Source organism: Rhizobium sp. L43 (genome assembly GCF_002531725.1).
GTDB lineage: Bacteria > Pseudomonadota > Alphaproteobacteria > Rhizobiales > Rhizobiaceae > Rhizobium.
The window spans coordinates 418,874-437,699 of the sequence record NZ_NWSQ01000005.1; the positions used below are offsets into that span (position 1 = coordinate 418,874).

Here is an 18,826-nt window from a genome sequence, read left to right on the forward strand (position 1 = left end):
ATTGTTGCTAGGCGCCGAGGCGCTGTTCGGCGAGACGGACCCAGTAGGAAATGCCGTGGGCGATGGCGTCGTCGTTGAAGTCGTAGGCCGGGTTGTGGAGGCCGGCGCTGTCGCCGTTGCCGATGAAGATAAAGGCGCCGGGGCGGGCGTTCAGCATGTAGGAGAAATCCTCGCCGCCCATCATCGGCTCGATCTCGGCGTTGACGTTGGCCTCGCCGGCGATGGCGCTGGCGGTGGCCACAGCATGCTCGGTCTCATCGGGGTGGTTGACGGTGACGGGATAGTTGCGATGGAAGCTGATCTCGGCCTCGGCCCCATGGGCTGCGACCAGGCCCTCGACGATCTGCCGGAAGCGTGTCTCGGCGAGCGTGCGCACCTCGGCGTCGAGAGTGCGGACGGTGCCGGCGAAAGTCGCATCGTTCGGAATGACGTTATGGGCGAAACCGGCATTGAACTTGGTCACCGAAACGACGACCGAGCTGATCGGATCGGCGGTGCGCGAGGCGATCATCTGCAGGTTGGCGACGATCTGGGCGCCGATGGCGATTGGGTCGATCGTCCGGTGCGGCTGGGCGGCATGGCCGCCGCGGCCCTTGATGGTGACGGTGAACTCGTCGGTTGCCGCCATGATCGCGCCCTTGCGGATGGCGAACTGTCCCACGGGCAGGCCCGGCAGGTTGTGCATGCCGTAGACCTCTTCGATGTCGAAGCGCTCCATCATGCCGTCCTTGACCATCAGGTTGCCGCCGCCGCCGCCTTCTTCGGCGGGCTGGAAGATGACGGCGACATTGCCGTTGAAGTTGCGGGTCTCGGAGAGATATTTCGCAGCGCCGAGCAGCATGGCGGTATGGCCGTCATGGCCGCAGGCATGCATCTTGCCCGGTGTCTTCGAAGCCCAGGACTTGCCGGTGATTTCCGTCAGCGGCAAGGCGTCCATGTCGGCGCGCAGGCCGACGGTGCGGCGGCCTTCGCCCTTGCCCTTGATCAGGCCGACGACGCCGGTGCGGCCGATGCCGGTGACGATCTCGTCGACGCCGAATTCCTTCAGCTTTTCAGCGACGAAGGCGGCCGTGTTTTCCACCGCGAAGAGGAGTTCGGGCCGGGCATGGATGTGGCGGCGCCATTCGGCGACTTCGTCCTGCAATTCCGCGGCTCTGTTCAAAATCGGCATATTCGCGTTCCTATTATGAAATCCCGACAATCTTTCATCGCATCACAACGGTGTGAAGCTGGGATGTGAGGCTGTGCAAATTACTTCGTCAATGACCTTTGCCATGTCATAGCCATATAGGCTAGATAGGGGAAGGTTTCGAGATTTTCCTAATATCCGAAGGACGAACCGTGTCGACGAGCCACTTCCGTTTGTTTGCCGTTTTGCGGCCGTTTCGTGTCGTGGTCGCCGCGACTGCCGGTTTTCTTGCCTCTATTCCGCTCGCTCAGGCCAATCCGCATATTCTCGTCGACGTGCAGACCGGCCGCGTGCTCGAGCACGAGGAAGCCTTCCGCAAGTGGTATCCGGCCTCGCTGACCAAGCTGATGACCGTCTATACCGTGTTCGATGCGATCCGCGCCGGTCAGATCAGCCTCGATACACCCATCGTCATGAGCAAGCGCGCCGCCGCGCAGCCGGCGGCCAAGATGTATTTCAAGCCGGGCCAGAAGCTGACGCTCGACAGCGCGCTGAAGATCCTGATGGTGAAGTCGGCCAACGACATTGCCGTCGCGGTCGCCGAAGCCATCGGCGGCACGCAGGAAGGCTTCGTGACGCGGATGAACGGCGAGGCGCTGAAGCTCGGCATGACGGATTCGCATTTCGTCAATCCGAACGGCCTGCCGGGCAAGGGGCAGTATACGACGGCGCGCGATCTTGCGGTGCTGACGGTGGCGCTGCGCCGCGATTTTCCGCAATATGCCAGCTATTTCGCGCTGGAAGGGTTCACCACCGGCCAGCAGAACGTGCCGAGCCTCAACATGCTGATCGGCCGCTTCGCCGGCGCCGACGGCATGAAGACCGGCTTCATCTGCGCCTCCGGCTTCAACCAGATCGGTTCGGCGACACGCAGCGGCCGCACGCTGGTCTCCGTCGTGCTCGGCACCGACAGTCTGGCGGCGCGCGCCGATGCGACGGCGAACCTGTTGCAGAAGGGCTTCACCAGCCAGTTTCCCGGCAACGACACGCTAGGGTCGCTTAAGCCCTACGGGCCGGGACAGGACCAGGTTACCGACATCACCGCCGATATCTGCAGCGCCAAGGGCGCAAAAATACGCAGCGAAACGCGAGACGAGGTCGGCCGCATGCGGGTGCAGTCGCCCTATATCCTGGAAATGGACCACGATCCGCGCTTCGTTTTTGCCGGCCTCATTCCCGGGCAGGATCCGCAGCCGGCTCAGCAGCCGGAAAAGGTGGCGACTGGCGATGCGGCTGGAGCGCTCGCCAACGTGCCGGTGCCGATGCCGCGCCCGACATCATTCTAAACTGCTAAGGTAAAATGAGATGAGCGCGCTCAACGACAGGATTCCGGTCACCATCCTGACCGGCTTTCTCGGCGCCGGCAAATCGACGCTCCTCAACCGCATCCTCAAAGACCCTGTGATGAAGGATGCGGCCGTCATTATCAACGAATTCGGCGATGTCGGCATCGATCATCTGCTGGTCGAAAGTTCCGGCGATTCGATCATCGAACTATCCGACGGGTGCCTGTGCTGCACCGTGCGCGGCGAACTTGTCGATACGCTGGCGAACCTGATGGACGCGGTGCAGACCGGCCGCGTCAAGCCGGTGAAACGCGTCGTCATCGAAACAACAGGCCTTGCCGACCCTGCCCCGGTCATGCAGGCGATCATGGGCAATCCCATCATTGCCACGAATTTCGAGCTCGACGGCGTCGTTACGGTCGTCGATGCGGTAAACGGGCTGCAGACGCTCGACAATCACGAGGAAGCGCGCAAGCAGGCGGCGGTCGCCGACCGGCTGATCGTCTCGAAAAAGTCGATGGCCGGCGGGGCGGATGGAACCGATGCTTTGGAAAAGCGGCTGCGGGCGCTCAATCCGCGCGCCGCGATGATGGATGCCGACAGCACCGATGCCGGCAGCGCCATGGTGCTGGTGAACGGGCTCTACGATCCGGCGACGAAGATCGCCGATGTCGGCCGCTGGCTGCATGACGAGGACGCGCACGAGGCGCATCATCATCACAGTCACGACGATGATCGTGACGGCAATCATGCTCATGGTCATGATGGGGATCACCATGGTCACCACCATCATCACGGTCATGCGCACCAGGACGCGCACGACGTCAACCGTCACGATGCCTCGATCCGCTCTTTCTCGATCATCGAGGAGAAGCCGATCGACCCGATGGCGCTCGACATGTTCATCGACCTCCTGCGTTCGGCCCATGGCGAAAAGCTTTTGAGAATGAAGGCGATCGTTTCCGTCTCCGACCGGCCGGAACGGCCGCTGGTGCTGCACGGCGTCCAGAGCATCTTCCATCCGCCGGTGCGGCTTCCCGCCTGGCCGGATCCGCAAGACCGGCGCACGCGCATGGTGCTGATCACCCGCGATCTGCCGGAAGCCTTCGTGAAGGATCTGTTCGACGCCTTTCTCGGCAAGCCGCGCATCGACAGGCCCGATCGTGCCGCACTCTCCGACAATCCGCTCGCTATTCCGGGCATGAAAATTTAGCTAGTTTGGGAGTTTTTTACAGCGCCCCGAGGTGCGAACTGATGGTCGAACCGTTCTTTAAGGAAGGTAAGTTTGACATAGAATTGCAAATAATTGAAAATTCGGGTGGTAAGCTACAATCAGCGGCATTCGTCTGGCGCCCACCCATAGCCGCCGTAAGATGCGTCCGTATATTCAAGGGCAGGCGGTTTGGGCGTGACAGTAACTTTGGTCAATACGATGGCGCGCGGCATCGCGTCGGGAGCGGTTTTGATGCTGGCGGGATGCGGCTTGCCACTCCATGAGACCGTCCAACCACAGGCATCACTAACAGTGAGATCGGAGACGGGCACGCCTATCCAAGGGGCGCAGGTGAGACTCAATATGCGCGCGATCCCCAGTACCGCGCACGCGGTAACCATCGTGTCGACGGACACCGATGGGAGGGCCTCATTTCCTGAGGTGAAGGAGTGGCATACCAGATATCCGCTTATGATGCACGGAACGGTGGAATACCGATGGACCTGGTGCGTTTCGAAGGCAGGTTATCAGGACCACGATGAAAGATGGTCTGTACGTTTTTCCGAGTTTAAACCCTATGCGGTTGTGACCCTGAAAGAAGGAAATTCAAGTGGCTGCCCAGATACGCCCTAGGGCCAATTGCTGGTACCTAGAGGACGATCACTTTACTCGGGGTTATATCCGCAGGATGAGGCGGCGGCGTTCATCGTTATTTCTCCTTCAAGATCCACGCCGGTGAGCAGCTGGTGCAGTCATATAAATAAAAGGCAACCTCATTTCGGGCCGCAGCTCCATTGGGGATTGCGCGGAAAAAACTTTCCCGGTGCTACGGTGGTGTCGGGCCAAGGAAGCCGTGCCAGTTAGCGCTTGCGGATCAGGAAGCGGTGGCCGTTTTCGGTCTTTTCGGCCTCGACCAGTTCGTGGCCGTCCTCATTGCAGAAATGCGGCATGTCGATCACAGCCATCGGATCGGTGGTGTCGACGCGAATGAGGGCACCGCTTGCCATGGCGGCAAGCTTCTTGCGCGTCTTGATCACCGGGAGTGGGCATTTCAGGCCGCTGAGATCGTAGAGAACGGGTGGCAAGCCGTTCAGTTCCGCGCCCAGAATTTCCAGAACGGCTTCTTTGCCGCGGCTTCCGCCGTTTCCTGCGGTTCGGGCGCCGTATAGGCCAGCGGATTCGGCATCGGCACCGGCACGACCGCTGGGGTGGCGGCAGCGATGGCGGTTGCCTGCGGTTGGGCAGAGATTGCCTGCGGCCCGGCAGGTGCTGCCGGCGTGGCGCCAGGCGCGGTCTTGGCGGCGAGGCCCTGCGCGGTGCGCTTGGCCATCAGGTCTTCGAGTTCGGCAACCTTCACCATGCGGCCGGCTTCCAGCGAGGTGCCGGTCGGGGCATAGGCGAGTTCGCGGCCCTTGCGGGTCTTGGCGACCACCGCCTTGCGCTCGGCTTCGGACGGGTCGTACCAGGCCATGCCGTCGAATTTGCTCATCGCCTTGGCATAGTCGGCATCATAGGTCTTGCCGTAGGAGGCAAGGGCTGCCGTCAGCGCCGGCGGGGTCGACATCGCAGGGCATTTGCCGGCGGCATTGAAGGCGCCGCCATCGGTTGCCTGCTGGTTGAAGACGTATTTCTTCTCGCAGACGTTCACCTCGGGCGGGCGTTTCGTCACTTCGAAATTGTCGTAGCCGACCTTCAGCATCTTCCAGAAGTCGTAACTCGAGTCGAGGCGATGCTTGACCATGTTTTCCGCCGTCATGCGGAAGGGAAAGGCCTGCAGCTGCACCGTCGCCTGACCGCCCTTGAAAGCGTCGCGAGCGAAGGCATAGATCTCCAGCACCTGCTGGTCGGTCATCGAATAGCAGCCGGAGGACGAGCAGGCGCCATGGATCATCAGATCGGAGCCGGTACGGCCATTGGCCGCGTCGTAGCGGTTCGGGAAGCCGGTGTTGATCGCCAGATAATATTTGGAATTGGGGTTCAGGTTGGCGCGTGTCAGGTCGTAGAAACCTTCCGGCGCCTGCCGGTCGCCGGTCTTGACCTTCGGACCGAGACGGCCGGACCAGGCGCAGATCTTGTAATCGGCGATCTTGTCGAAGCGGTTGTCGGTCTTCGCCTTCCAGATCTCCATGGCACCTTCTTCCTTGAAGATGCGGATCATGATCGGCGAATTGCGGTCCATGCCCTTGGCGGCCATGGCGGTGAGGATATGGGCGGGAAGCGGCTGTTCGACCTTGTTCTTGACCTTGGAAAGATCGACCTGCGCGGTTTCCAACGCGTCATTGCAGCCGGTGAGAGCCAGCGCCATGAGGGAAACATAGGCAAAATGACGTATGCGCATCCAAACTAGCCCATAAAGATAGTGCGACCCGGTCCGCCTATGGAGTTCGGGCGCTGGAAGGAATCATAGGCGGCTTATACTTTATAAAACCTTACCAGCCTATGACTTGCCCCGAACATCCCCGCAAGCGCGAATGTTACAGATAACATCAATGTGGCCAAGATTTGGCCCCAATCGATGAAAGTCCGCAACTTGTCTTAGAGGTTGCGGCCGATATTGAGGAATTTCTGACGCCGCTCGTTGCGCAGCTGCTCGCCGGAACGAGAGGCCATTTCGCCGAGCGCATTGGCAATCATGTCGCCGGTCGCGGCGATGACGCTGTCCGGATCGCGATGCGCGCCGCCGAGCGGCTCGGAAATGATGCCGTCGATGACGCCGAGCGATTTCAGATCTTCGGCGGTGATCTTCATGTTGGTTGCCGCCTCGCGGGCGCGGGTGGAATCGCGCCAGAGGATGGAGGCGGCCCCTTCCGGCGAGATGACGCTATAGATCGAATGCTCGAGCATATAGACCTTGTTGCCGGTGGCGATGGCGATGGCGCCGCCCGAGCCGCCTTCGCCGATGACGACGGAAACGAGCGGAACCTTGACGCCGAGACACATTTCCGTCGAGCGGGCGATCGCCTCGGCCTGGCCGCGCTCTTCGGCGCCGACGCCGGGATAGGCGCCTGCCGTATCCACCAGCGAAATCACCGGCAGGCCGAAACGATCGGCCATTTCAAGGATGCGGATCGCCTTGCGGTAGCCTTCCGGACGGGGGCTGCCAAAATTGTGCTTGATGCGGCTCTTGGTGTCGTTGCCCTTTTCCTGGCCAATGACGGCGACCGGCTGGCCGCGAAAGCGGGCAAGGCCCGCCTGGATCGCCGCATCCTCGGAAAATTTGCGGTCGCCGGCGAGCGGCGTGAATTCCTGGAACAGCGTCTTGGCGTAGTCGACGAAATGCGGGCGCTGCGGATGGCGGGCGACCTGAGTCTTCTGCCAGGGATTGAGCTTGGAATAGATTTCGACGATCGCCTCACGGACGCGAACCTCCAGCCTGCCGATCTCATCGGTGGTGTCGATGCTCTCGTCTTCCGTGGCGAGCTTCTTCAGCTCGATGATCTTGCCTTCGAGGTCGGAGATCGGCTTTTCGAAGTCGAGATAATTGTGCATGAGGTGCGTTTCCGTTCCTTGTGCCACGGGGCGTTTTCCTGGCTCCGCCCCTTGTCGCCGGTCCTATTCGTGCTTTTTCGCCTGTTTGGCAAGGGGGTGATGCGTCTGGACGAGTTGCTGCAGCCTCTCTTCCAGGACATGCGTGTAGATCTGCGTGGTCGAAATGTCCGAATGGCCGAGCAGTTCCTGGACGACACGCAGATCGGCGCCGTTGGCAAGCAGATGGCTGGCAAAGGCGTGGCGCATGACGTGCGGCGAGATCATCGACGGCGTCAGGCCGGCTCGGATCGCCAGGTTCTTCAGATCGCGGGCGAATACCTGGCGCGGCAGGTAGCCCTCCTTCGAGGCGGCGGGAAACAGCCATGGGCTTTCCTGCGGCTCCTTAACTGCGGCATTTTCCGCCGCCAGCAGGCGTCCGTAGGATTTGAGCGCTGATATTGCCGATTGCGACAGCGGCACCAGCCGCTCCTTGTTGCCTTTGCCGCGGATCATCAGGAAGCGGCCTTCCTGATCGAGGACGCGGGCGGGAAGCGAAACCAGCTCGCTGACACGCATGCCGGTGGCATAGAGCAGCTCCAGCAGCGCCAGCATGCGCAGGCGCTGCAGCTGGCCCGGAGCCGCATCCTCCGCCTCGGCCTCCGCCTGTGCAAGCAAACGGCCGACTTCCTCGACGCCCATCGTCTTCGGCAGCGGGCGGCCCTTCTTCGGCGCGTCGAGAATGCCGGTGGGGTCGTCGGTCCTCAGGCCCTCGGCGTAGAGGAACTTGTAGAACTGCCGCATGGCGGCAAGCCGGCGCGCCTGGGAAGAGGGTTTGAAGCCCTTTCGGGCGAGCGAGGCGAGATAGGCGGCCAGATCGGCGGAGGCGGCTTCGGTCAGCCGTATGCTGCGCTCCTTCAGGAAGGAGCTGACATCGTCGAGGTCGCGCTCATAGGATTGCAGCGTGTTGGCGGCCGCACCGCGCTCGGCACTCATCATCTCCAGGAAGGATTCCACATGGACGTGACCGAGATCTCTCATGCCGCTCACTTCCTGGCCGGGTCGATCGTGCCCGTCGCAGGCGGATTGACCCGCTCGGACGGAATGCGGATCGTCACGTCGCGCTGCTGCGGCTCGACGAAGGTCACCAGCGCCCACATGGCTCCGTAGACCGTCCCGGCGAGGATCGCGCAGAAGAACAGAAAACGGAACAGGGTCGGCATCCGGCAACTCCTTCATGCTCTGCTTCTGTTATAAGAAGCGTATCTGCAAGTGCAAGAAGCGGTATTCAAGCCATGATTCCCTTGTTCGCGACTTGACGCTCCATCTGCATTTGTCGATACGGTTTGCAAACAAAGTGTGAATGGACCGATGAGTGAACCACTGCTGACCGTTGCTGACAGCTTGAAAGACAGAGCTCGCGCCGCGCTCGGTTCACGCAATCTGATCCTTGTCGGCCTGATGGGCGCCGGCAAATCCTCCGTCGGCCGCATCGTCGCCAGCCAGCTCGGCATTCCTTTCATCGACAGCGATGTCGAGATCGAGCGGGTGTCGCGCATGACGATCCCCGAACTTTTCGCCGCCTATGGCGAGGAAGAGTTCCGGGCGCTGGAAACGCGGGTGGTTAAACGGCTGCTGAAAAGCGGGCCGCGTGTCGTCTCCACCGGCGGCGGCGCCTTCATCAACGAGCGGACGCGCAAACGCATCAAGAAGGGCGGCCTTTCCGTCTGGCTGAAGGCCGATCTCGACGTGCTCTGGGACCGGGTCAACAAGCGCGACACGCGGCCGCTGCTGAAGACCGAAAATCCGAAGCAGACGCTCGAAAACCTGATGAATGCCCGTTATCCGATCTATGCGGAGGCAGATCTCACCGTGCTGTCGCGCGACGTGCGCAAGGAAATCATGGCCGACGAGGTGTTGATGGCCGTGATCGAAGCTCAGAAGGAAAGTGCAGCGTCATGAATGCGATAACCTCCGACATCCAGACGGTGCATGTGCCGCTCGGCGAGCGCGCCTACGATATCCTGATCGGGCCGGGGTTGATCGCGCGGGCCGGCGCCGAGATCGCCTCCCGCCTCAAGGGCCGCAAGGCGGCCGTCATCACCGACGAAAATGTCGCTCCGCTCTATCTCAAGGCCCTCGTTGCAAGTCTGGAGCAAGCGGGCATCGCCTCGGCTGAGGTAGTCCTGCCGGCCGGCGAAAAGACCAAGAGCTTCGAACATCTGATCACCGCCTGCGACAAGGTGCTGGAAGCCCGCGTCGAGCGTAACGATTACGTCATCGCGCTCGGCGGCGGCGTCATCGGCGATCTCTCGGGATTTGCGGCCGGCATCGTCCGGCGCGGCGTGCGCTTCGTGCAGGTGCCGACCTCGCTGCTATCACAGGTCGATTCCTCCGTCGGCGGCAAGACCGGCATCAATTCCCGCCACGGCAAGAACCTGATCGGCGTCTTCCATCAGCCGGACCTGGTTCTGGCCGATACGGATGTGCTGAATACGCTGAGCGAGCGCGAATTCCGCGCCGGTTACGCCGAGGTCGCCAAATACGGTCTGATCGACAAGCCGGATTTTTTCGCCTGGCTGGAGGCCAACTGGAAAGCGGTTTTTACAGGCGGCTCGGCACGCATCGAGGCGATTGCCAAGAGCTGCCAGGCGAAGGCCGACGTCGTCGTTGCCGACGAGCGCGAGAACGGCCAGCGGGCGCTGCTCAATCTCGGCCATACTTTCGGCCATGCGCTGGAGGCGGCGACCGCCTATGACAGCTCCCGTCTCGTGCATGGCGAGGGCGTTTCGATCGGCATGGTGCTGGCGCATGAATTCTCCGCGCGGATGAACCTGGCAAGCCCCGACGATGCGCGGCGCGTCGAACAGCACCTGAAGGCGGTCGGCTTGCCGACGCACATGGCGGAGATTCCGGGCGCGTTGCCGCCGGCCGAAACGCTGATGGATGCGATCGCGCAGGACAAGAAGGTCAAGAGCGGCAAGCTCACCTTCATTCTGACGCGCGGCATCGGCCAGTCCTTCGTCGCCGATGACGTTCCGGCTTCCGAAGTGATCAGCTTTCTCCGGGAAAAACATCCTTGACGACGATTGAAGGCGCGCTGGCATTTCTCGCGACATATTGGCCGGAAATCCTTTCGATCACGGCGCTCGTGCTGATGTCCGCCTTTTTTTCCGGCTCCGAGACCGCTCTGACCGCCGTTTCGCGCAGCCGCATCCATACGCTTGAGGTGAACGGCGACGAACGCGCCGGCCTTGTCCGGCAGCTGATCGAGCGGCGCGACCGGCTGATCGGCGCGCTGCTCATCGGCAACAATCTCGCCAACATCCTGTCCTCCTCGATCGCCACCAGCCTGTTCCTCGGGCTGTTCGGCAGTTCCGGCGTGGCACTGGCGACGCTGGCCATGACCGTCATCCTGGTCATCTTCGCCGAAGTGCTGCCGAAGAGCTGGGCGATTTCGAGGCCTGAACGCTTCGCGCTCGCCGTCGCATTTCCGGCCAGGCTTTTCGTCCTCGTCGTCGGCCCGGTTTCCTCCTTCGTCAACGCGATCGTGCGTCGGATCCTTGCATTGTTCGGCATCAACCTCTCGCGGGAGATGTCGATGCTGACGGCACATGAGGAGCTGCGCGGCGCCGTCGACCTCTTGCACCGCGAGGGATCGGTGGTGAAGGCCGACCGCGACCGCCTCGGCGGCGTGCTCGATCTCGGCGAGCTTGAACTCTCCGACATCATGGTCCATCGCACGGCGATGCGGGCGATCAACGCCGACGATCCGCCCGAAGCGGTGGTGCGCGCCATTCTCGAAAGCCCCTATACGCGCATGCCGCTGTGGCGCGGCACGATCGACAACATCATCGGCGTCGTGCACGCCAAGGATCTGCTGCGGGCGCTTGCCGAGCCGAACATGGAGCCGCAGAACCTCGATATCGTGAAAATCGCGCAGAAGCCGTGGTTCGTGCCCGACAGCACCAACCTCGAAGACCAGCTCAACGCCTTCCTCCGGCGCAAGCAGCATTTCGCCGTCGTCGTCGACGAATATGGCGAGGTGCAGGGCATCGTCACGCTGGAGGATATTCTCGAGGAAATTGTCGGCGATATTTCCGACGAGCACGATATCGAGATACAGGGCGTGCGCCAGGAGGCCGACGGTTCCGTCGTCGTCGACGGCGGCGTGCCGATCCGCGACCTGAACCGCGCGCTCGACTGGAACTTGCCCGACGAGGAGGCGACGACGATTGCCGGCCTCGTCATCCACGAATCGATGACCATCCCGGAAGAGCGCCAAGCCTTCACCTTCTACGGCAAACGCTTCATCGTCATGAAGCGCGAGAAGAACCGCATCACCAAGCTGCGCATCCGTCCCGCGGGGGAAGACGGCGCAAAGCCTGCCTGATCCGAGCAATTCAAATTGCTACAGCGTCCTTTGCGCGTCTGAAAAGACGCGCGGCGCTGTAGGATCGCGGGCCGCCAATGCCTATATAGGCTGCAGTGCCGCTACCAGCGGGTCGGTTCGCCGGGTGCCGCCGGTTCGACGGCCAGCGCATGCAGGCCGGCATCAAGTTCCGGTTTCAACAGGTCGGTGATCGCCCGGTGGCGCGCCAGCCGCGACATGCCGGTAAATTTTGCCGAAACGACCCTCACCCGCATATGGGTTTCGCCGGTGCCGGTGATATCGGGCTGATGGCCGGCATGCAGATGGCTTTCGTCGATGACGCTCAGGCGTTCGGGCGCGAAGGCTTCGATTAGTTTTTCTTCGATGCGGGTTCGCAGGGTCATCATCCAGTCTTGCTGCTTCGCGAAAAAGGTTCCCACCAAGCCAGCAACAAACCCGTTTGTCAATTCTTGTTGTCGCTTCGCGACAGCCCCATAATTAGCGCCGTCATGAGACTTGATTCAAAATATTTCGATCGCATCCGAACACGCCGCAAACGCGAGCCGGAGCCGGAGCAGGCGCCGCCCACCTGTCAGTGGGACGGCTGCGACAAGAAAGGCTCGCATCGCGCTCCTGTCGGACGCAATGCGGAAGGCCAGTTCTTTTTGTTCTGCTTCGAGCACGTCAAGGACTACAACAAGGGCTACAATTATTTCTCCGGTCTTTCCGACGGCGAGATCGCGCGCTACCAGAAAGAGGCGATCACCGGCCACCGGCCGACATGGACCGTCGGAGTCAACAAGGCGGCGAAGGACAGTCCGCTGCATTCGGAGGTGCGCTCCGGCGCCTATACGCGCGTTCGCGATCCCTTCGGTTTCGTCAAGGAAGGCGGCAAGGGCAGCGGGCCGCGTTTTCCCCAGGCGCGCAAGCTGAAATCGCTGGAAACCAAAGCCTTCGAAACGATGGGTCTCGATGCCAATGCGACCTCGGCGGAGATCAAGAGCCGCTACAAGGAACTGGTCAAGAAGCACCATCCGGATGCCAATGGCGGCGACCGCGGCTCGGAGGAACGTTTCCGCGCCGTCATCCAGGCCTATCAATTGTTGAAGCAGAACGGTTTTTGTTAATTCCCGTCCTTGCTCTTGGGCTTCAATCGGGTATGGTCCAAATCGGCTGAGGCCGCAGGCAAACGCGGCTCATTTTTGTGCGTTTTCCCGACATCGCCTCCGCCGACCTTCCGGACGCGGCGTTTCTTGTCCGGGACTCTTTCAAGAATGCTCGCACGCGGTCATTATCCCGCCGAGGTTTCGTTTCAGTCCCGGAGAAGTATCGCCGACGTTCCGACCTGGACGGGCGCGGAATATATTCGCGGCGTCACGGTTGCGACATGGCGAGACAGTATGGCCGGGTGGCATCACCCGCCTTGGAGACATGATGAGCAAGATCGACCTTGATATATCAGAACTGCCCGATACCACCGTTTCGGTCCGCGAGGCCTTCGGCATCGATTCCGACATCCGCGTTCCCGCCTACAGCAAGGGCGACGCCTATGTGCCGGACCTCGACCCCGACTACCTGTTCGACCGCGAAACGACGCTCGCCATTCTCGCAGGCTTCGCCCATAACCGCCGCGTGATGATCTCCGGCTATCACGGCACGGGCAAGTCCTCGCATATCGAGCAGGTGGCGGCGCGCCTCAACTGGCCCTGCGTGCGCATCAACCTCGACAGCCATGTCAGCCGTATCGATCTCGTCGGCAAGGATGCGATCGTCGTCAAGGACGGGCTGCAGGTCACCGAATTCAAGGACGGCATCCTGCCTTGGGCCTATCAGCACAATGTCGCGCTTGTTTTCGACGAATATGATGCCGGCCGCCCGGACGTGATGTTCGTCATCCAGCGCGTGCTGGAATCCTCCGGCCGGCTGACGCTGCTCGACCAGAGCCGCGTCATTCGGCCGCACCCGGCCTTCCGCCTGTTTGCGACCGCCAACACGATCGGCCTCGGGGATACCACCGGCCTCTATCACGGCACGCAGCAGATCAACCAGGCACAGATGGACCGCTGGTCGATCGTCACGACGCTGAACTACCTGCCGCACGATCACGAAGTGAATATCGTCGCTGCCAAGGTGAAGAGCTTCGGCAAGGACAGGGAAGGACGCGACACCGTCTCGAAGATGGTGCGGGTCGCCGACCTGACGCGCGCCGCCTTCATGAACGGCGATCTCTCGACCGTGATGAGTCCGCGTACCGTCATTACCTGGGCTGAAAACGCCGAGATCTTCGGCGATCTCGCCTTCGCCTTCCGCGTCACTTTCCTCAACAAATGCGACGAGTTGGAGCGTCCGCTGGTCGCTGAGCACTATCAGCGCGCCTTCGGCGTCGAGCTGAAGGAAAGTGCCGCCAATATCGTTCTCGGAGCCTGAGGCCCGACCGATCATGGCAGCTCGCGGTGACAATTCGAAAGCAAAGCCCGGCGCGCCCGTCGACGTCGAGCCATTACGCCGGGCGATATCCGGCTGCGTGCGCTCGATCGCCGGCGACGGCGATGTCGAGGTGACCTTCGCCAACGAACGGCCGGGGATGACCGGCGAGCGCATCCGGCTGCCGGAGCTTTCCAAGCGGCCGACGGCGCATGAGCTGGCGGTGACCCGCGGGCTCGGCGATTCCATGGCGCTGCGCCTTGCCTGCCATGATGAGAAGGTGCATTCGACGATGGCGCCGCAGGGCTCGGACGCCCGGGCGATCTTCGACGTCGTCGAGCAGGCGCGCGTCGAGTCGATCGGCGCGCTGCGCATGGAGGGCATGGCTGCGAACCTGCGCTCCATGACGGAAGAGAAATATTCCAAGGCGAATTTCACCGGCATCGAGCGCCAGGAAGATGCACCGGTCGGCGAAGCCGTGGCGATGATGGTGCGCGAGAAGCTAACCGGCCAGCGCCCGCCGGCTTCCGCCGGCAAGGTGCTCGACCTGTGGCGCGGCTTCATCGAGGACAAGGCGGGGGCTGAACTCGACAATCTGTCGAGCGCGATCAACGACCAGCAGGCCTTCGCCAAGGTCATCCGCAACATGCTGTCGGCCATGGAAATGGCCGAGGAATACGGCGACGACGACAGCGACGCCGACAATGACGACCAGTCGGAGCAGGACGACCAGCCGAGCGGCGACGAGCAGGATCAGGACGAGGTCGACGAGGATGCCGGCACCGATGCCGCCCCCGTCGAGGACAGTGAAGTCGCCGACGAGCAGATGGAGGACGGCGAGACCGAAGGCGCCGAAATCTCCGACGACGACATGATGGAAGAGGGCGAGGACGATTCGGAAACGCCGGGCGAGACCCGCCGTCCGAACACGCCTTTCGCCGATTTCAACGAGAAGGTCGACTATCACGTCTTTACCGAAGAGTTCGACGAGATCACCACCGCCGAGGAACTTTGCGACGCCGCCGAGCTGGAACGCCTGCGCGCCTTCCTCGACAAGCAGCTGGCGCATCTGCAGGGCGCGGTCGGCCGCCTCGCCAACCGGCTGCAGCGCCGCCTGATGGCGCAGCAGAACCGCTCCTGGGATTTCGACCTGGAAGAGGGCTATCTCGATCCGGCCCGGCTGCAGCGCATCATCATCGATCCGATGCAGGCGCTTTCCTTCAAGATGGAGCGCGACACCCAGTTCCGCGACACCGTCGTCACCCTGCTCATCGACAATTCCGGCTCGATGCGCGGCCGGCCGATCACGGTCGCCGCCACCTGCGCCGACATTCTCGCCCGCACGCTGGAGCGCTGCGGCGTCAAGGTCGAGATCCTCGGCTTTACCACCAAGGCCTGGAAGGGCGGACAGGCGCGCGAAAGCTGGCTTGCCGGCGGCAAGCCGCAGACGCCGGGCCGCCTCAACGATCTGCGCCACATCATCTACAAGTCGGCCGACGCGCCCTGGCGCCGGGCACGCGCCAATCTCGGGCTGATGATGCGCGAGGGCCTGCTTAAGGAAAATATCGATGGCGAGGCGCTGATCTGGGCGCATAATCGCCTGCTCGCCCGCCGTGAGCAACGCCGCATTCTGATGATGATTTCGGACGGGGCGCCGGTGGACGATTCGACGCTGTCGGTCAATCCGGGCAATTATCTCGAGCGGCACCTGCGCGCGGTCATCGAACAGATCGAGACACGCTCGCCTGTGGAACTGCTGGCCATCGGCATCGGTCACGACGTGACGCGCTACTATCGCCGCGCCGTGACGATCGTCGATGCGGACGAGCTCGCCGGTGCGATGACCGAGCAGCTGGCCTCGCTGTTCGAAGATCAATCCACCCAGCCGCGTGGCGGCCGGCTCCGTCGTGCCGGCTGACGCCGCTGGAAGAAAGATGATCGGTCGGCGGCTCCGCCGCGCGGCGTCGATTGCCCTTTGCATCGCCGCCAGCGCTTGCCCGTCATGGGCCGCCGACGATGTGCCGGTCATTAGCCGGCAAATCTCCGATTTCAGGATCGGCTCTTCGGAGACGAAATTCGGATCGCTGGAGTTTCTCGGCGGGTTGGAGATGGTCTCCAGCAGAGCGCTGTTCGGCTCGCTCTCCTCCATCCGCTTCCGGCAAGATCAAAAACATTTCATCGTGGTGCTCGATACCGGCCAGTGGCTGACCGGCAGCATCGAGCGCGACGCCAAGGGCAGGCTTTCGGGTCTTGCCAATGTCGTCATCACGCCGATGAAGAACAGCGCCGGACGCAGCTTCGAGGGCAAGGGACACATGGACGCCGAGGGCCTGGCGCTCGACGGTGACCGGATCCTGGTCTCCTTCGAGCAGCGCCATCGCGTCGATATCTATCCCGACCCCGGTTTTGCCCAATCGGGCGCGATCGGCACTCTGCCGATCCTCATCCCGCGGAAGATGCTGAGCGACAATCGCGGTATCGAGACCATCGCCGTGGCGCCGGCATCGAGCCCGCTCAAGGGCGGCGTGGTCATCGTCTCCGAACGCGGTCTCGACGGCGACGGCAACCGGCTGGCGGCCATTCTGAGCGGGCCGCTGAAAGGGCGGTTTGCGGTCGAGCGGGACGGCAGCTTCGACGTCACCGACGGCGCCTTCCTGCCGAACGGCGACCTGCTGCTGCTGGAGCGGCGTTTCAATATGGCCGAAGGCATCGGCATGCGCCTTCGGCGCATCAAGGGCGGCGATATCAGGCCCGGCGCCGTCGTCGACGGCGAATTGCTGCTCGAAGGCAACTTCAACTCGCAGATCGACAATATGGAAGGCCTCGACGCTTTCCAGGCTGCCGACGGCACGACCCATATTATCCTGGTATCGGACGACAATCATTCGATCCTGCAGCGCAATCTGATGCTGGAATTCCGACTTTCCGACAATGTGAAGCAGGCTGCGTCAGACTGATGTCACAAGCTTTGGCTATCGGATTGAACCGCAGCCGGCCGGCTTGAAGCCGCTATCGGAGGGAAATCATGGTGCATATCCATGTCATGGGCGCGTCCGGTTCCGGCACGACATCGCTCGGCCTTGCGCTTGCCGAAAAGCTCGATATCGCCCATCTCGACACCGATGATTTCTTCTGGCTGCCGACCGATCCGCCGTTCACGACGCCAAGGGATGCCGACGAGCGCATTCGGCTGCTTCTTGAGGAGACGGCACGACCTGGAGGCTGGGTTCTCTCGGGATCGGCGCTGAAATGGGGAGGGCCGCTCGAGCCGCTCTATGATCTGATCGTGTTCCTCAGGATCGAGCCGGAGCTTCGAATGGCGCGCATTTGTGCGCGGGAGATTGCCCGATACGGCAACAGAATCGGACCCGGCGGCGACATGGAGGTGAAAAGCGGGGAATTCCTGGAATGGGCGGCCAGTTACGATACATCAGGTCCCGAACGCCGCAGCCTTGCGGCGCATGAGCAATGGCTGGAAACGCAGACGTCGCCGGTGTTGCGGCTCGATTCATCGCGAGAGATAGACGATCTGACTGCGGAGGTGCTTCTGCATCCGGCGATCGCCGCCGGTGCGGTCCGGCGGCGTCGGTGATTTCGCTGCTCAGCCGGCGCGAGCGGCCTGCATCGGCCGCAGCACATTCATCAGCGCGCCATAGGGCAGCAGCATGACCAGGCCGACGATCATCTTGACGGCGAAATCGCCGATCGCCCAGGAAATCCAGCGCGGCGCCTCCGTGGCGAAGACGCCGAGGACGGGAGCGGCTTCCAGCGCGAAGGGTTCGTTCGGGCCGAGGAAGACGAAAAACGCGGCGAAGGACAGCGAGAAGAACATCACCGTATCGAGCGCCGAGCCGATCAGCGAGCCAATGAGCGGCGCGCGCCACCAGGCCTGGCGGCGCAGGCGGTTGAAGACGGCGATATCGAGCAGCTGGCCGGCGAGATAGGCCGAGCCGGAGGCGATGGCGATGCGCGGCACCGAGGTAAAGAAGGAGAGGCTAACGCCGACGACGAAGCCGGCAAAGACGACCTTGCGGGCTGCCTGCGGGCCGAACTGGCGGTTGGTCAAGTCGGTGATCAGGAAGGCGACCGGATAGGAGAAGGCGCCCCAGGTCAGGATGTCGGCAAGGTTGATGCCGGCGACTTCGGCGTTCAGCGGAAACTGGACGAGGAAGTTCGAGGCGACGACGACAAGCGTCATCAGGGCGACGTAGGCGATGGTATAGCGCGTCTTCAGCATTTTTTTATCCTGGGTGATGCCACCAGTTGGAGGGTCAAACCGGCAAAGCAAAAGGCCTGACCGGTTTTATCCGTGCAAGCCTTTTGAAGCCGTATGAAAGAAGAGCGGAAGCTTACGCAGCAGCGGCTTCGGCGGTCTTCTTGACGATCTGGCGGCGCAGCAGGCGTGCGCGCATCGACAGTTCGTTTTCGCTTGCCTTGATCAGGAAGGCATCGAGGCCGCCACGATGCTCGACGGAGCGAAGAGCAGCAGCCGAAACGCGAAGACGATAACGCTGGTTGAGAGCGTCTGAGATCAGCGTGACCTGGCACAGGTTCGGCAGGAACCGGCGCTTGGTCTTGTTGTTGGCATGGCTGACATTGTTACCAGTCAGGACGGCCTTGCCGGTCAATTCGCACACGCGGGACATGGAACACCTATTCTTGTTTTTGTCGGGCCATCGAATTGCCATTCCCGGCAAAACCAGGCGCGCAATCCAACAGGCATGATTGGAAAGTTGCGGTTCTATAGTCAGACAGGCTGCGCGCGTCAAGCCAAACCTTGGCCTTTCCCGCAATTCTGTCAAAAAGCTGCTGTTTTCTTCCCTTCACGGCAGGAGTATAGAGCGCTCGGCAAAGGCTGCCGGCGCGCGGCAAGACAA

At 62.1% G+C, this 18,826-nt stretch carries 19 protein-coding genes; 10 read left to right on the forward strand and 9 right to left on the reverse strand.

The genetic code is table 11. From position 1 onward, the window contains the following. Positions 1-7: 7 nt before the first annotated feature. Positions 8-1,171 (reverse strand): M20 aminoacylase family protein, encoded by a 1,164-nt coding sequence (locus CO667_RS09100; protein WP_097618048.1) that lies wholly within the window; start codon positions 1,169-1,171, stop codon positions 8-10. A 170-nt stretch (positions 1,172-1,341) separates the two neighbouring features. On the opposite strand from CO667_RS09100, the gene CO667_RS09105 reads away from it, so the two are divergent. Further along, the gene (locus CO667_RS09105; RefSeq protein ID WP_097618049.1) at positions 1,342-2,475 is read left to right on the forward strand and encodes a D-alanyl-D-alanine carboxypeptidase family protein; all 1,134 of its coding nucleotides are present in this window, start codon (positions 1,342-1,344) and stop codon (positions 2,473-2,475) included. Positions 2,476-2,494: 19 nt separating this feature from the next. After that, positions 2,495-3,688: a GTP-binding protein gene (locus tag CO667_RS09110; protein WP_097618050.1), complete on the forward strand. Its 1,194-nt coding sequence runs from the start codon at positions 2,495-2,497 to the stop codon at positions 3,686-3,688. 860 nt (positions 3,689-4,548) lie between these two features. Here CO667_RS09110 and CO667_RS09120 read toward each other — a convergent pair. From CO667_RS09120 to CO667_RS35325, 5 genes are all read right to left on the reverse strand, one after another. Beyond that, positions 4,549-4,773, reverse strand: a complete 225-nt coding sequence (locus tag CO667_RS09120; protein WP_097618051.1) for a sulfurtransferase TusA family protein — start codon at positions 4,771-4,773, stop codon at positions 4,549-4,551. A gap of 5 nt (positions 4,774-4,778) precedes the next feature. Beyond that, positions 4,779-6,026: a murein L,D-transpeptidase family protein gene (locus tag CO667_RS09125; protein ID WP_097618052.1), complete on the reverse strand. Its 1,248-nt coding sequence runs from the start codon at positions 6,024-6,026 to the stop codon at positions 4,779-4,781. Positions 6,027-6,223: 197 nt separating this feature from the next. Next, a complete protein-coding gene (locus CO667_RS09130; RefSeq protein ID WP_097618053.1) occupies positions 6,224-7,177 on the reverse strand; it encodes an acetyl-CoA carboxylase carboxyltransferase subunit alpha in 954 nt (317 codons plus the stop codon). A 63-nt stretch (positions 7,178-7,240) separates the two neighbouring features. Beyond that, positions 7,241-8,194 carry a site-specific tyrosine recombinase XerD gene (gene xerD, locus CO667_RS09135; protein ID WP_097618054.1) on the reverse strand — a complete coding sequence of 318 codons (954 nt, stop codon included), beginning with the start codon at positions 8,192-8,194 and terminating at the stop codon, positions 7,241-7,243. Positions 8,195-8,199: 5 nt separating this feature from the next. Further along, positions 8,200-8,376, reverse strand: a complete 177-nt coding sequence (locus CO667_RS35325) for a hypothetical protein (RefSeq protein WP_097618055.1) — start codon at positions 8,374-8,376, stop codon at positions 8,200-8,202. A 148-nt stretch (positions 8,377-8,524) separates the two neighbouring features. Between CO667_RS35325 and CO667_RS09145 the strand changes: the two genes are divergently transcribed. From CO667_RS09145 to CO667_RS09155, 3 genes are read left to right on the forward strand one after another with little or no spacing between them, the layout of a single operon-like run. After that, positions 8,525-9,115, forward strand: a complete 591-nt coding sequence (locus CO667_RS09145) for a shikimate kinase (protein WP_097618056.1) — start codon at positions 8,525-8,527, stop codon at positions 9,113-9,115. Beyond that, a complete protein-coding gene (aroB, locus tag CO667_RS09150; RefSeq protein WP_097618057.1) occupies positions 9,112-10,236 on the forward strand; it encodes a 3-dehydroquinate synthase in 1,125 nt (374 codons plus the stop codon). The genes CO667_RS09145 and aroB overlap by 4 nt, the downstream gene beginning before the upstream one ends. Beyond that, positions 10,233-11,546: an HlyC/CorC family transporter gene (locus CO667_RS09155; protein WP_097618058.1), complete on the forward strand. Its 1,314-nt coding sequence runs from the start codon at positions 10,233-10,235 to the stop codon at positions 11,544-11,546. Before aroB ends, CO667_RS09155 begins: the two co-directional genes overlap by 4 nt. A 101-nt stretch (positions 11,547-11,647) precedes the next feature. Here CO667_RS09155 and CO667_RS09160 read toward each other — a convergent pair whose 3' ends face one another. Continuing rightward, positions 11,648-11,932 (reverse strand): BolA family transcriptional regulator, encoded by a 285-nt coding sequence (locus CO667_RS09160; RefSeq protein ID WP_179874100.1) that lies wholly within the window; start codon positions 11,930-11,932, stop codon positions 11,648-11,650. Between the two features lie 102 nt (positions 11,933-12,034). Here CO667_RS09160 and CO667_RS09165 point away from each other — a divergent pair, with 102 nt between their 5' ends. The 5 genes from CO667_RS09165 to CO667_RS09185 all read left to right on the forward strand — a co-directional run bounded on the left by CO667_RS09165 (position 12,035) and on the right by CO667_RS09185 (position 17,541). Next, on the forward strand, positions 12,035-12,652 hold the full coding sequence (locus tag CO667_RS09165) for a J domain-containing protein (RefSeq protein WP_097618059.1): 618 nt from the start codon (positions 12,035-12,037) through the stop codon (positions 12,650-12,652). A gap of 307 nt (positions 12,653-12,959) precedes the next feature. Then, entirely contained in the window at positions 12,960-13,952 is a 993-nt protein-coding gene (cobS, locus tag CO667_RS09170; RefSeq protein WP_097618060.1) for a cobaltochelatase subunit CobS, read from the forward strand. Between the two features lie 13 nt (positions 13,953-13,965). After that, positions 13,966-15,867, forward strand: a complete 1,902-nt coding sequence (gene cobT, locus CO667_RS09175) for a cobaltochelatase subunit CobT (RefSeq protein ID WP_097618061.1) — start codon at positions 13,966-13,968, stop codon at positions 15,865-15,867. A 16-nt stretch (positions 15,868-15,883) separates the two neighbouring features. Continuing rightward, complete coding sequence (locus CO667_RS09180; protein WP_097618112.1) at positions 15,884-16,906, forward strand: esterase-like activity of phytase family protein; 1,023 nt, start codon at positions 15,884-15,886, stop codon at positions 16,904-16,906. Positions 16,907-16,974: 68 nt separating this feature from the next. Continuing rightward, on the forward strand, positions 16,975-17,541 hold the full coding sequence (locus tag CO667_RS09185) for an adenylate kinase (RefSeq protein ID WP_097618062.1): 567 nt from the start codon (positions 16,975-16,977) through the stop codon (positions 17,539-17,541). Between the two features lie 9 nt (positions 17,542-17,550). Here CO667_RS09185 and CO667_RS09190 read toward each other — a convergent pair whose 3' ends face one another. Next, positions 17,551-18,186, reverse strand: a complete 636-nt coding sequence (locus tag CO667_RS09190) for a VUT family protein (RefSeq protein WP_097618063.1) — start codon at positions 18,184-18,186, stop codon at positions 17,551-17,553. A gap of 112 nt (positions 18,187-18,298) precedes the next feature. Beyond that, positions 18,299-18,595 (reverse strand): 50S ribosomal protein L28, encoded by a 297-nt coding sequence (gene rpmB / locus CO667_RS09195; protein ID WP_008527777.1) that lies wholly within the window; start codon positions 18,593-18,595, stop codon positions 18,299-18,301. Between the last annotated feature and the right edge of the window lie 231 nt (positions 18,596-18,826).

Coding starts and splice junctions, on each gene's coding strand:
- CO667_RS09100 (WP_097618048.1), bottom strand. CDS start 1,171: ATGCCGATTTTGAACAGAGCCGCGGAATTGCAGGACGAAGTCGCCGAA.
- CO667_RS09185 (WP_097618062.1), top strand. CDS start 16,975: ATGGTGCATATCCATGTCATGGGCGCGTCCGGTTCCGGCACGACATCG.
- cobS (WP_097618060.1), top strand. CDS start 12,960: ATGAGCAAGATCGACCTTGATATATCAGAACTGCCCGATACCACCGTT.
- CO667_RS35325 (WP_097618055.1), bottom strand. CDS start 8,376: ATGCCGACCCTGTTCCGTTTTCTGTTCTTCTGCGCGATCCTCGCCGGG.
- cobT (WP_097618061.1), top strand. CDS start 13,966: ATGGCAGCTCGCGGTGACAATTCGAAAGCAAAGCCCGGCGCGCCCGTC.
- CO667_RS09190 (WP_097618063.1), bottom strand. CDS start 18,186: ATGCTGAAGACGCGCTATACCATCGCCTACGTCGCCCTGATGACGCTT.
- CO667_RS09130 (WP_097618053.1), bottom strand. CDS start 7,177: ATGCACAATTATCTCGACTTCGAAAAGCCGATCTCCGACCTCGAAGGC.
- xerD (WP_097618054.1), bottom strand. CDS start 8,194: ATGAGAGATCTCGGTCACGTCCATGTGGAATCCTTCCTGGAGATGATG.
- CO667_RS09110 (WP_097618050.1), top strand. CDS start 2,495: ATGAGCGCGCTCAACGACAGGATTCCGGTCACCATCCTGACCGGCTTT.
- CO667_RS09180 (WP_097618112.1), top strand. CDS start 15,884: ATGATCGGTCGGCGGCTCCGCCGCGCGGCGTCGATTGCCCTTTGCATC.
- CO667_RS09160 (WP_179874100.1), bottom strand. CDS start 11,932: ATGATGACCCTGCGAACCCGCATCGAAGAAAAACTAATCGAAGCCTTC.
- CO667_RS09165 (WP_097618059.1), top strand. CDS start 12,035: ATGAGACTTGATTCAAAATATTTCGATCGCATCCGAACACGCCGCAAA.
- aroB (WP_097618057.1), top strand. CDS start 9,112: ATGAATGCGATAACCTCCGACATCCAGACGGTGCATGTGCCGCTCGGC.
- CO667_RS09145 (WP_097618056.1), top strand. CDS start 8,525: ATGAGTGAACCACTGCTGACCGTTGCTGACAGCTTGAAAGACAGAGCT.
- CO667_RS09125 (WP_097618052.1), bottom strand. CDS start 6,026: ATGCGCATACGTCATTTTGCCTATGTTTCCCTCATGGCGCTGGCTCTC.
- rpmB (WP_008527777.1), bottom strand. CDS start 18,595: ATGTCCCGCGTGTGCGAATTGACCGGCAAGGCCGTCCTGACTGGTAAC.